General features: G+C 35.7%; 10 protein-coding genes and 1 pseudogene. 7 read left to right on the forward strand and 4 right to left on the reverse strand.

The genetic code is table 11. The annotated features are described in order from the left end of the window. Nucleotides 1-554: IS1634 family transposase (locus CWATDRAFT_RS25070; RefSeq protein ID WP_042712366.1), on the reverse strand; the 554-nt coding region annotated here is incomplete at its 3' end. Nucleotides 555-1,019: 465 nt separating this feature from the next. Between CWATDRAFT_RS25070 and CWATDRAFT_RS40480 the strand changes: the two genes are divergently transcribed. The 3 genes and pseudogenes from CWATDRAFT_RS40480 to CWATDRAFT_RS25080 all read left to right on the forward strand — a co-directional run bounded on the left by CWATDRAFT_RS40480 (nucleotide 1,020) and on the right by CWATDRAFT_RS25080 (nucleotide 4,400). Further along, nucleotides 1,020-1,928: a reverse transcriptase N-terminal domain-containing protein gene (locus CWATDRAFT_RS40480; protein ID WP_232287197.1), complete on the forward strand. Its 909-nt coding sequence runs from the start codon at nucleotides 1,020-1,022 to the stop codon at nucleotides 1,926-1,928. Nucleotides 1,929-1,982: 54 nt separating this feature from the next. Continuing rightward, complete coding sequence (locus tag CWATDRAFT_RS40485; protein ID WP_232287198.1) at nucleotides 1,983-2,546, forward strand: group II intron maturase-specific domain-containing protein; 564 nt, start codon at nucleotides 1,983-1,985, stop codon at nucleotides 2,544-2,546. Nucleotides 2,547-2,663: 117 nt separating this feature from the next. Next, nucleotides 2,664-4,400: pseudogene (locus CWATDRAFT_RS25080) on the forward strand (IS1634 family transposase). A 153-nt stretch (nucleotides 4,401-4,553) separates the two neighbouring features. Here CWATDRAFT_RS25080 and CWATDRAFT_RS25085 read toward each other — a convergent pair. Both CWATDRAFT_RS25085 and CWATDRAFT_RS25090 read right to left on the reverse strand, forming a co-directional pair. Beyond that, a complete protein-coding gene (locus tag CWATDRAFT_RS25085; protein ID WP_007307636.1) occupies nucleotides 4,554-5,753 on the reverse strand; it encodes a tetratricopeptide repeat protein in 1,200 nt (399 codons plus the stop codon). 17 nt (nucleotides 5,754-5,770) lie between these two features. Beyond that, nucleotides 5,771-6,526, reverse strand: a complete 756-nt coding sequence (locus CWATDRAFT_RS25090; protein WP_007307637.1) for an LmeA family phospholipid-binding protein — start codon at nucleotides 6,524-6,526, stop codon at nucleotides 5,771-5,773. 481 nt (nucleotides 6,527-7,007) lie between these two features. Here CWATDRAFT_RS25090 and fumC point away from each other — a divergent pair, with 481 nt between their 5' ends. After that, entirely contained in the window at nucleotides 7,008-8,381 is a 1,374-nt protein-coding gene (fumC, locus tag CWATDRAFT_RS25095) for a class II fumarate hydratase (protein WP_007307638.1), read from the forward strand. Between the two features lie 33 nt (nucleotides 8,382-8,414). Here fumC and CWATDRAFT_RS25100 read toward each other — a convergent pair whose 3' ends face one another. Then, the gene (locus CWATDRAFT_RS25100; RefSeq protein ID WP_007312688.1) at nucleotides 8,415-8,813 is read right to left on the reverse strand and encodes a hypothetical protein; all 399 of its coding nucleotides are present in this window, start codon (nucleotides 8,811-8,813) and stop codon (nucleotides 8,415-8,417) included. Nucleotides 8,814-9,303: 490 nt separating this feature from the next. Between CWATDRAFT_RS25100 and CWATDRAFT_RS25105 the strand changes: the two genes are divergently transcribed. The 3 genes from CWATDRAFT_RS25105 to CWATDRAFT_RS25115 all read left to right on the forward strand — a co-directional run. Next, complete coding sequence (locus CWATDRAFT_RS25105; protein WP_007307640.1) at nucleotides 9,304-9,543, forward strand: DUF2283 domain-containing protein; 240 nt, start codon at nucleotides 9,304-9,306, stop codon at nucleotides 9,541-9,543. A gap of 361 nt (nucleotides 9,544-9,904) precedes the next feature. After that, nucleotides 9,905-11,038: an ISAs1-like element ISCwa3 family transposase gene (locus CWATDRAFT_RS25110; protein WP_007307641.1), complete on the forward strand. Its 1,134-nt coding sequence runs from the start codon at nucleotides 9,905-9,907 to the stop codon at nucleotides 11,036-11,038. 443 nt (nucleotides 11,039-11,481) lie between these two features. Then, the coding region (locus CWATDRAFT_RS25115; RefSeq protein WP_042712369.1) for a transposase at nucleotides 11,482-12,046 on the forward strand (565 nt) is incomplete at its 3' end.

Raw genomic sequence — 12,046 nt, forward strand, 5'->3', positions numbered from 1 at the left:
TTGGTTATTAAATCCAAGACACATTGTTTTAAGTCTGGTCTATGATCCCGAGAATATCCTTTCTTAATAAAAATTGGTCTTTCTTTAATAATTTTTTCTTCTTCCTGTTTCTCTTTATCTTCTTCCCTTTTATATTCTCCATCTAAATGAAATGATGTGGAATCTAAATGGGAGTATTTAAGGTCTATTTCAAATTTTTTAATTACTTCTAAAACTACTTCAATAAAAATATCATTTAGTCCATATTTATATAATTCATCCATTACTCTCCCAATTTTATCATCATTAAGGTAATCAGGTTTAATTCTTTCTCCTAACAATTTCTCAATGGCTTTATCTTGAAAAAACTGACTGAATAAATATAGAGGTCTTGAAACAAATCCTAGTCCATTGATTAAAATAGACTTAACTACTGTACCTGCTGAGATTTTTTCTCTAACATCTATTCCTAATTTATTATTAATTATTTTGACTATTCCTATTTCATCAATTAAACCAGCTACTATCCCTAAATGGTCTAAATTTTTAACTTGTATTTCTTCTAAATAAGACATTTTTCGCTCTTTTTTTACAGAGGAAACAACTTAAGCAATTATCCCACTTTTTTGTCTTCAAGAGCTTAAGCAATTATACTTAATTATTAAACCCAGGCTTGTAGTATTTAATGCTACTTTTTGAAGTGCGGAATCTGGGTAATAAGGCTGACACACTGGGAGTCCCAAAAGGGCGTTAGTCAGAGTAATAGGGGGATTTATACCAACCTATTAATACCACTCAAAACTCGGTGGAGAGTGCCATTCTAAAATGACAAACCAAAGATTATGAGGAACGAATTAACCCATCTGTTTACTCTCATTGAAGGTCGAATCAATGAGTAGTCAGCTAAGACGCAACTTCTACCGATAAGGTAGGTAACAGATGAGAAAGATTGAGTCAGAAGCCAACGCCCTGTTGTAATGACAAGGATATGCTGACAGACTCACGGTTTGATGAAATGTAAAGGTACAAGTAGAATTAAAATGCCTCAAACAGATTCACAAGAGAAGACTGTAGGATTAATACTCGGACATGAATCATCCGATGACATCAATGACCAGCTTAACTGGGCATTGATTGAATGGGATGACTTAGAAAAACGAGTGTATAAGATTCAAAAGCGCATTTACAAAGCGTCTAGTCGTGACGATGTTAGAACAGCACGCAGACTCCAGAAACTTCTAATCTCATCCTGGTCAGCCAAATGTCTAGCGGTGCGTCGAGTAACACAAGATAATCAAGGGAAGAAAACCGCAGGTGTGGATGGTGTTAAGTCACTAACCCCAAAGCAACGGTTTAACCTGATTAACAAACTAAAACTAGGGTCAAAAGTCAAACCTACCCGTAGAGTATGGATACCCAAACCTGGGAAAGATGAAGAACGACCACTAGGAATACCAACCATGTATGACCGTGCATTACAGGCACTTGTCAAGATGGCTCTAGAGCCAGAATGGGAAGCCAAATTTGAACCTAATTCCTACGGGTTCAGACCAGGACGCTCATGCCATGATGCCATCGGAGCCATATTTTTAGGAATCAGGTCTAAGAGCAAATACGTTCTAGACGCTGACATTTCTAAATGCTTTGATGAAATTAACCATGTAAGATTGTTAGAAAAGCTCAACACTTATCCAACCCTACGCCGTCAAGTAAGAGCTTGGCTAAAATCAGGCGTACTGGATGATAAAAAGCTTTTTCCTACAGAAAAAGGAACACCTCAAGGTGGGGTAATATCGCCATTATTAGCTAACATTGCCCTACATGGTATGGAGGAAGAAATCAAGAAACTCTCGGAAACTTTCGATATGAAAGAAAAACGAGGAAGACAAATGGCAAAAGAGACAAAAGAAAATCAGTCAATTTTATTCGCTATGCGGACGATTTCGTAATTCTTCATGAAGAAATGGACGAAAATCCAGATCTGTAAGGAACATATATCTAGAATGGTTGTATCGTATTGTAGAATAGACGTAGAACCCAGTAAAACTCGGATTACTCACACCTTAGATGGGTATAAAGAGGAAAAACCTGGTTTTGACTTGCTAGGATTTCACATCCAACAACACACAGTCGGAAAATACCAATCGGGTAGAGTGAAAGACAAAAAGGAAGGAAAAGGCAGATTACTAGGGTTCAAAACCATCATAACTCCCTCAAAAGAAAGCCAAAAACGACACTACAAAAAGGTGGCAGAAACGATAGAGAAATACAAGGGACAATCTCAAACTATTTTAATATCAAAACTCAACCCGATAATTAAAGGGTGGTGTAACTATTTCTCAACCGTAATAAGTCGAAAAGCTTTTGGAAGACTATACCACTTAATAGTCTGGAAACTGATTAAATGGGGTATAAAACGTCACCGAAATAAAGGGAAAAAATGGGTCTATCTCAAGTATTTCCGAAAAATAGGTAACGATAATTGGACATTTGCAACAAATAGGGAAGATAACAATCCTATAATACTACTCAAACACCTGAACTTCCCCCATACAAATCTACTATAGAGTCCTAAAAGCCTTATCTATGAAGGGATACGGCGATTAGCTCCCGACGCTGTACCCATGTAAAATGTAACATATCTTAATAGACAGGGATTCTCTCTATTTGCTAAAATAGTAGTCATGTATATAGAACGAGTTCCGAATAGAAATTCCCCACCAGCTGTTCTGCTTCGTGAATCTTACAGAGAAGGAGAAAGAGTCAAAAAAAGAACCCTGGCAAATCTATCAACATTGCCAGATGAAGTTGTTGATAATATGAAACTGGTATTAAAAGGGGCAAAAGTTTCAATGACTGAAACGATACCCGATAATTTTGAGGTGATAAGAAGTCGTCCTCATGGTCATGTGATGGTTATATTAGAAACCATTAAAAAATTAGGGTTAGACAAAATTATTACTAAAACTCCTTCTCGAACTAAAAACTTGGTTCTAGGGATGATAATTGCGAGAATCATCAATCCTAAATCCAAATTAGCCACAGCAAGAGGCTTTCATGAGAAAACTTTTAGTAATAGTTTAGGAAAAGTGTTAAACTTAGAAAGAGCAGATGAAGATGAACTCTATTCAGCTTTAGATTGGTTAATAAGTAAACAAGATAAAATTGAAAATAAGTTAGCTACTCTTCATTTAGATAATGGCTCGTTGGTTTTATCTGATGTTACCTCAACTTATTTAGAAGGAAGGGGGTGCGAATTAGGAAAATATGGATATAATAGAGATAAGAAGAAAGGAAAAACCCAAATAGTCTTTGGACTAATATGTGATAAAAATGGTTGCCCTATAGCTGTGGAAGTTTTTGAAGGAAACACCTCGGACACTAGAACGTTAAAAAGTCAAATAGAAAAAGTTAGAAAACGTTTTGGCATTAATAATGTAGTATGGGTAACAGATAGAGGTATCCTAACGTATTCCAATATTAAAGAGTTAGTTAAACCAGTGGAAGGATTGGATTATATAAGTGGTTTAACCAAAGCAAGCATCAGAAAATTAGCAGAAGTAGAAGCCATTCAGCTAGGATTATTTGATGAGGTCAATCTAGTTGAGTTTGAAAGCGAAGATTCCCCAGATGAAAGACTAGTGGCTTGTCGAAACCCGTTGATAGCTGCTAAGAATCAAAAACAAAGAGAGGCTCTATTACAAATAGCCGAAGAACAATTCGAGTTGATTATTAAAGCGATAAAAAGAGAAAAAAGAGCTTTGAAGGGTGCGGATAAAATAGCGTTAAGAGTTGCTAAGGTCTTAAACAAATATAAAATCAACAAATACTATAATTTAAACATCACAAATTTAGGGTTTACTTATGAGAGAAAACAGGATTTAATTGAACAATAAATAGCTTTAGATGGGGTTTATATTTTGAGAACTTCTGTAGATGAAACTCTCATGGATGGATTTGAAGTTGTCAAAGCTTATAAAAGTTTATCCTCTGTAGAGGAAGCTTTCCGTTGTTATAAATCTATTGATTTAAAAGTGCGTCCTATTTATCATTATAAGGGAGATAGGGTGAAAGCACATATCTTCTTGTGTATGTTAGCTTATTACGTTGAATGGCATTTAAAACAAAAATTAGCCCCTTTATTATTTGAAGATGAAGAAATCGATGATAAATATGAAGATGTCATCAAAGCACGTCGTAGTGATTCTGCCATTGCTAAAGATAGAAAGAAACGGAATGAAGAGAACTTACCAGTTCATAGCTTCCGTACCTTAATAGAAGATTTAGGGACAATTTGCTTGAATACAGTTGAATGTAATTTAGATAGTGGAAAATACGTTTTTTACAAGATAACTCGACCCACTGAACTACAACAAAAAGCTTTAAGTTTGTTAGGTATTTCTTCTATTTGTACCCAGTAACGACCCCTCGCTCATTCGGTTTATCCCTGATACAGCATACGTTATGGCATTTTGTCAAAGGGGAAGTTCAGGTCTAAGTGGACTTGTTGAACCAAGAATCCACTCGCCATAAGGGCAGTGGAGCGTCAAAATGATTCTACTTATTTTTTAAGATCACTCTTCCCAAAGTCCTAATTCTTTTAAACTATTACGTAAATTATTAGCTGAAACTTGGTTATTTTGTTCTTCATAAAGACTGATCGCTTTTTTAAAGGCTTTGGAACTTTCAGGAAGTTTATTTAACTTGAAGAAGACAACTGCTAAGTTTTGATACGCAGCCGCATAATGGGGACTTAAAGAGATTAATTTTTCATAAATAGCCACCGCATCTTCTAACCGGCCCATAGCAGTTAAAGTCATGGCAAAGTTATAGTATCCTGTGATAAAAGTAGGATCAATTTTCAGGGTAGTTTCATACGCTTGTGCAGCATTTTTATAGTCTCCCATGCTCTGTAAAACTACCCCTATATTATTATGAGAGCCTAGTTTCAAGGGTGCCATAACTGGTTGATCGATGGCTTTCTGATAATGTTTGATTGCTTTTCCTGTTTCTTCTTGTTTGGCGTAGAGATTCCCTAAATGATAATGGAGTTCGTATAAAACATGAGTATCTGCTTTATTTGATTTTAAGCCCTGTTTGAACAGTTTTACGGCTTGTTTTTCTTTGCCAATTTGAGCATACAAAGCCCCTAGCTTACTACAAGTGTAGGGATCATTGGGATGTTCTTTGATAAAGCTTTCCATCGCTGCTTGGGCCCGATTATACTTGTTTAAAGAGGCGATCACTCCTGGTGTATAACCATAATGAAAAACACTAATAGCAGGAAGATCAACAATTTTCCAATGACTTTCCTTCTTTAATAATTGACCTACACTATCATCAATGATTGCATGATAAGGACGAGAAAAATTTACTTCTGGATGTTTACGGAATAAACGAGAAACCAAAGAATAAGGAGATTGTGATGAGCCAATTTCATGACGGACTAAATTGATAACTAAATTCTCTTCTTTGGCGATCGCCTCTTTAATTTGTGGGGTAACTTTCTGATTTAAAACTTCATCAGCATCTAAAACTAAAACCCAATCTCCTGTAACATATTTTAAGGCTTCGTTCCTTGCCTCTGCAAAATCGTCACCCCATGGAAAGGTTGGCACAATAGCCCCGAATTTTTGGGCTATTTCTACGGTTTTATCCGTCGAACCTGTGTCCATGACGACCATTTCATCGACAACATTCTGCACACTTTCTAGACATTTGGATAGAATGACTTCCTCGTTTTTAACTATCATGCAGAGGCTAAGTTTTGCCATAACAACTCCTACTCTTTCTACTTCTTGCGTTCGGGAAAGCGATCAATTTTCGCAATACCATAAAAGATTAATTCTTTATTACGGATACGAATACGATCTACTTTTAATTGTGTCCCATCTAGGGCAAATTTATCTAAGTCTAGCAAGTTATTCACATGATCGATCAAAGCTTTACCTAAACTTTTCGCTTTGTCATCCCCTTGATACTTAACATCCGTAAATTGGATTTTTCGGCGTTCCTCAACCTCTACTTGTGCTGTCATGTCTAGGTCAATGGTTTCACCGCTTTTTCCTAATTTAACTTGACTTCTGAGGGTTAATGTCTTATCTTCATTCACTAACATTTCTGTTTTTTGGAAGTTCAAAGCCTGTCCTTCGTATTCCAGACGTTGCAGCTTTTCTACCACAAAAGGAGTATTGAAAGAGGTGGTCAAGTCTTCTTCGGCTAAGACAACTCGCATGGTTGCTTGGGTTGGCTGTCTTAGCTTTACTTGTCCTTTAAAGATAGCACTAAAATCAATGGACACGGCTTGTACATAGAGTTCCATTCCCTCTATGCGCAAACCATTGTACATGAGCATTCCGTTGCCAATAAAGTCAAAACCGTCCACACTGCCTTGTAATAACTTAGCAACGGGTTCGGCCCTAACCATAGCTTCTACTTTACCGGTTCGCTTGAATAAGGCTGCGATCGCAGCACTAACGGCCTTACTGACGATCTGATCGCCACCTTGATTGGGAAAAGGGAGGGTTCCAAACACAACTGCTGTCATTATCCATTACTGGGTTGTACGTTTCTTTATCTTAACATTAAGAATTATGAAGTGCTGTTACATTTCTTAATATCTTAGATAAAAAATGAGAAACTATAGAGATGAGTCAATCTATACAATTTATCTGAGTCTGGGTTAAGGTGATGGTTCCTCAGAGTTGACTCATGGAGTTACCATGTTAAATTTATCCTAAATTTGGTCTGTTGGGACAGAAATGAAAGTTAAACTCGTAAAGCAGGGTGCATTTTAAAGAGCAGAACTATTAGAATTATTAGCCATGAAAAAATCAAGCTCATTTTTTCCCATTGTATTACTAAGTGCTATTTTTGTCAGTAGTAGTTTTAGTTCTGATGCTCATGCACAAGCAAATCAACAAGATTAAATTCCCTATGTTCAAGAAGCAGTAAGAATTCTCTACGATCAAGATCCCAATCAAGGGTTTACGGATAGAATAAATTAATAGAAAACTAAGGAGAAAAAAATGAGAATAGAAAGTGATACGATGGGAAAAATTGAAGTTCCATCAGACGCTTATTGGGGCGCACAGACCCAAAGATCCCTACGTTATTTTGCCATTGGTGATGATACCATGCCCAGGGAAATGATTAGGGCGATCGCTATTCTAAAAAAAGCCACAGCTATTGTTAATAAAAACTTAGGAAAATTAGACACTAAAAAAGCAGAATTAATTGTACAAGCAGCAGATGAAGTAATAACAGGAAAATTAGATGAACACTTTCCCTTAAAAATTTGGCAAACCGGAAGCGGTACGCAAACCAACATGAATGCTAACGAAGTTATTGCTAACCGTGCCATCGAGTTAGCTGGAGGTGTCTTAGGTAGTAAAGATCCCATTCATCCCAACGATCATGTTAATATGTCTCAGTCTTCTAATGATACCTTTCCCACTGCTATGCACATAGCTGCTGTAGAAGAAATATATCATAATTTATTACCAAATATTACTAAATTAAGAGATAGTTTAGCAACTAAAATGAAAGAATTTCAAGAAGTTTTTAAAATTGGCAGAACTCACTTAATGGATGCAGTTCCCTTGACCTTGGGACAAGAATTTTCAGGATACATTTCCCAACTGGATAAAGATATAGAAAGAATTCAATTAAGTTTACCAGATTTATATGAATTAGCTATTGGAGGAACAGCAGTAGGAACAGGATTAAATACCCATCCAGAATTTGCCGAAAAAGTAGCCCAAGAAATTGCCAAAATAACAGATTTACCTTTTGTTTCAGCAGATAATAAATTTGCTGCCTTAGCTGCACACGATGCTGTTGTAATGTGTAGTGGAACCCTGAAAACTTTGGCTTGTTCATTGATGAAAATAGCCAACGATATTAGGTGGTTAGGATCGGGGCCTCGTTGTGGCATAGGAGAGCTTATTTTACCAGCAAATGAGCCAGGATCTTCCATTATGCCAGGAAAAGTTAACCCAACTCAATGCGAGGCAATGACTATGGTTTGTGTGCAAGTTATGGGCTATGATGCTGCTATTAGTGTTGCCGGAAGTCAGGGAAATTTTGAGTTAAATGTCTTTAAACCGTTACTAATCTTTAATTTGTTAAACTCTATTAGACTATTATCGGATGCTTGTTCATCTTTTACCGAACATTTAGTGCTTGGTTTAACAATTAATCAAGAACAAATTGCAGATTATTTGAATAATTCTTTGATGTTAGTAACAGCATTAAACCCTCATATTGGTTATGATAAAGCAGCCAAAGTAGCTAAAAAAGCTTATGAAGAAAATACGACTTTAGAAGCAGCTTGTGTTGCATTAGGTTTTCTGAGTTCAGAAGATTTTAAAAACATTGTTCGGCCTGAAAAGATGATATAAATGCTTGTAAGGTGGGCAGTGCCCACCCTACTGTTAGCTTCCCTGCGAGAAGCCCCGCACTGTACCGAAGGTCAGTGTCGGGACGGGGCGTATAAACTGAGGAGGAAACCTCCTCAGACAGCCCCTCATGAAAGCAGGGGCAGCACCTTTGAGACTTAACCAAAAAATGATACAATTGAAAAAGTCGTGCGATATACTGATCACTGAAGTATTATCCCAGGCGATCGCTAATTTTTCGAGATCCCCTTCGCTGATATTATCTAAGAAAGCATCAGTTGAACCGAGAACATTATAGTTGGACATAGTATCAATAAGGTCAAGTAAACCCTCTTGGGTAAGTATTTCATAAGCAGTTTCACCACTGTTGGAAACCAGTCCAGTATCAAGGACAATATTAGCTTGTTGATTGTTAAAATAGTCCTCAATGCTCAAAGTTGAATTAGTTACCTGAGTTCGATTGCTTCTAAAGAATACAACGTAGATGCTACAAAAGAAGGCATGGTTACAGGAAGAATAGCCCCAACAATAATACCCCATTGAGATGCACCATTAGCCTTTAACGCTTCTACTGGTTTGGGATCAATTTCTTCGATGCGTTCAGCAAAAAATTGGTTCTCCAGGACATACTATGCTAAAAAACAGTTTTAAATCCGTGAAAGCAAAGAGTGGGCAAGCAATTCAGCTTCAAAAATCTGTTAAAAACCCAAAGCCTTGCCCTATCTGGCTTTTTGATGATTTAGCATAATAAGTCCTGTAGAACCAAAAATGGTCAAGAAGTGTTAGAACTTTGAATCGAAGATTATCAAGCTAGAAATAAACCTTTGCCTAAACCAAGTAATTTTAAAATAACACTTGAAGTTTAATCTTTAATTCAGATCCTTCTCCATTATGATGAAGTTAGTACAGGTATAACAACAACTGAATGGCAGAAAAATTGATCTTTAAATATGATTCTATAGGTGACATACTTTACATTAAGAGATGTCAACCTTACGCTGAACAAGAATCAGAAGAATTAGGCGATGATATTATTGTTCGTCTTAACCCCAAGACTGAAGAAATTGAAAATATAGAAATTTTATTTTTTTCTCAACGTATGCAACAAGATAAAGAATTAACTCTTCCATTTATCGCCGATTTTGGTTTAGCTAATCTTATTTAAGTATTATTCCTAGTGGTCAAATGAAAAAGAGATATTTAGATCACCTTGAATGTGTAGGGTGGGCAAACTCTTGGAACAGACAACAATGATAATTAAACATTAATATTGCCCACCATCCCCATATTAATAGTGATAATGTGGTGGGCAAGTCTGGAAAATACCTTGATTCGCCCCAAAATGAGACCTCTTGCCCACCAGGGCAATCGCATTTAATTTTTGTTAAGCTCTATTGACAAAATAAACTTAGCGTAAGTCAGGGACAAAGCAGTCAGCAATCGTTTTTAGTTTTTAATAATTTTTTAATATTTGTTGACCATCAAGTTAGGGATAATAATTGAACTTAGTTGTTAGATAATTATTAATGAAACTTCGCCCTAAAACAGCAATTTCTGATTTTTTTAGTGATATTGAAGACCCGCGCGTCGAGCGACACAAAAAACATCAATTAATCGATATTATTACCAATACTATCTGTGCGGTTATCTCTGGAGTCGAGCATTGGACAGAGATTGAATCTTATGGTAAAGTTAAACAGAAATGGTTTAAAAAGTTTTTAAAATCACCTCATAGCATCCCTTCTCACGACACATTCTCAAGAGTTTTTCAAATCCTTAATACTGAAGAATTACAAAGATGTTTTTTAAACTGGACACAATCAGTTTTTGAACTAAGTGAGAGCGAAATTATTCCAATTGATGGCAAAACTTTACGTCATTCTTATGATACAGCCTCCGAGAAAAAAGCGATTCATATGGTAAGTGCTTGGTCAACCAAAAATAAGTTAGTATTAGGTCAATTAAAAGTCGATAAAAAATCGAATGAAATAACAGCTATTCCTTCTTTATTAAAGAAGCTTAAAATAAAAGGATGTATAGTTACTCTTGATGCAATGGGGTGTCAGAAGAAGATTGTCGAACAAATTATTGAGCAAGATGCTGATTATTTAATCGCTTTAAAAAAGAATCAATCTAGTCTCTATGAAGCCTCTGAAGAACTTTTTATTAAGGCTTTAGCGTTTAATAGTTCAGGATTAAATCCTGAAAGTTTTTCTGAAGATAATTTTTCTCATGGACGAGAAGAAACTAGAGCTATTACTGTTTTAAATAATAGTTCATATTTAGTTGATCCTAAATCAAAGTGGAAAAATTTAAAATCAATTATTAGAGTTGATTCCTTACGAGTTGATCATAAAGGAAAGGTTAAATTTGAACAAAGATACTTTATTAGTAGTTTGGTTTTAGATGCAAAATCTTTTGCTAAAATAATCAGAACTCATTGGAGTATAGAAAATCAATTAAACTGGGTTCTCGATGTACAATTTAACGAAGATGATTCAAGAATTAGAAAAGAAAATTCTCCTGAAAACATGGCAATTATTAGACAATTAGCCTTAAGTTTACTAAATCAAGATCCTACTTCAAAAAAATCCCTTAAAAGTAAACAAAATAAAGCAAGTTGGGATAATGATTATCTTCTTCAAATTTTAGCTGTTTAATCAATTTTTTATTCGATAACCAAATCCCTTAAACTTAACATCAAACTCTCTGAAGTTTGATGGATTCTTCTATTAAAAAATAATCCTCAGTAACTGGAAAGTTCATTTATTAGCGATCGCCGTCTGAAAAAAAATTCACAGGGACAGTTAAAAACCAGGGTCAGCCTTCTTTTCCAAAATTAAATGCGATTGCCCTGTCTTGCCCACCCTACAAACTTGATTTAGAATTCATCCTCTCCCTCAAAACCATTATTTTGTGGATGTTGTGTTCCTCAAGTACTGATTACTTCATTTTTGAGGTTAATTAGGGTTTGCTGAATAAAAGCAAAACCCTATTCTTTAAAAGGTTACACCCATATTCGCGATCGCAAAAAAGATCAGCTTTGTCGGCTACAAACCGCTATAATTGGTAGAAACACCTCCCAGTTGTTGGTCAAGAACAAATGTATCGAAAAGAGGAGCGACCTTTACCGCCCCCAGAAAAATTTGAATTACCTTTCGAGGGCAAATTGTCCCCCAATAATCGTTGGGTAATCATGGCAGAGTTGATACCTTGGGATGATTTTGAGGAAGAATATGCTAAACTTTTTTCAGCAGAAAAAGGTGCGCCAGCCAAACTATTTAGAATGGCATTAGGGACATTAATTATTAAGGAAAAATTAGGAACAAGTGATAGAGAAACTATAGAACAGATTAGAGAAAATCCCTATCTACAATACTTTATAGGTTTAAATTGTTATCAACAAGAGCCACCACTGGAATCTTCAATGTTAGTTCATTTTAGGAAAAGAATTGATGGAGAATTGATAAACAAAATCAATAAAAAAATAGTAAAAAGAGAAATAGACAAGAGTGATAAAGAAGTAAAAAAAAAGGATTGTCTCCAAGAAAAAGGAGAAAAAATAAAAAATAAAGGTAAACTAATTTTAGATGCGACTTGTGCGCCAGCAGACATCAAATACCCAACGGATTTAGGCATATTAATCAAGCCAGAATGGTCCAGTCATC

The organism is Crocosphaera watsonii WH 8501, assembly GCF_000167195.1.
In the GTDB taxonomy this organism is placed as follows: domain Bacteria; phylum Cyanobacteriota; class Cyanobacteriia; order Cyanobacteriales; family Microcystaceae; genus Crocosphaera; species Crocosphaera watsonii.

Excerpts from the sequence above, each read along its gene's own strand:
- CWATDRAFT_RS40480 (WP_232287197.1), top strand. The coding sequence starts at position 1,020 with ATGCCTCAAACAGATTCACAAGAGAAGACTGTAGGATTAATACTCGGA.
- CWATDRAFT_RS40485 (WP_232287198.1), top strand. The coding sequence starts at position 1,983 with ATGGTTGTATCGTATTGTAGAATAGACGTAGAACCCAGTAAAACTCGG.
- CWATDRAFT_RS25085 (WP_007307636.1), bottom strand. The coding sequence starts at position 5,753 with ATGGCAAAACTTAGCCTCTGCATGATAGTTAAAAACGAGGAAGTCATT.
- CWATDRAFT_RS25090 (WP_007307637.1), bottom strand. The coding sequence starts at position 6,526 with ATGACAGCAGTTGTGTTTGGAACCCTCCCTTTTCCCAATCAAGGTGGC.
- fumC (WP_007307638.1), top strand. The coding sequence starts at position 7,008 with ATGAGAATAGAAAGTGATACGATGGGAAAAATTGAAGTTCCATCAGAC.
- CWATDRAFT_RS25105 (WP_007307640.1), top strand. The coding sequence starts at position 9,304 with ATGGCAGAAAAATTGATCTTTAAATATGATTCTATAGGTGACATACTT.
- CWATDRAFT_RS25110 (WP_007307641.1), top strand. The coding sequence starts at position 9,905 with ATGAAACTTCGCCCTAAAACAGCAATTTCTGATTTTTTTAGTGATATT.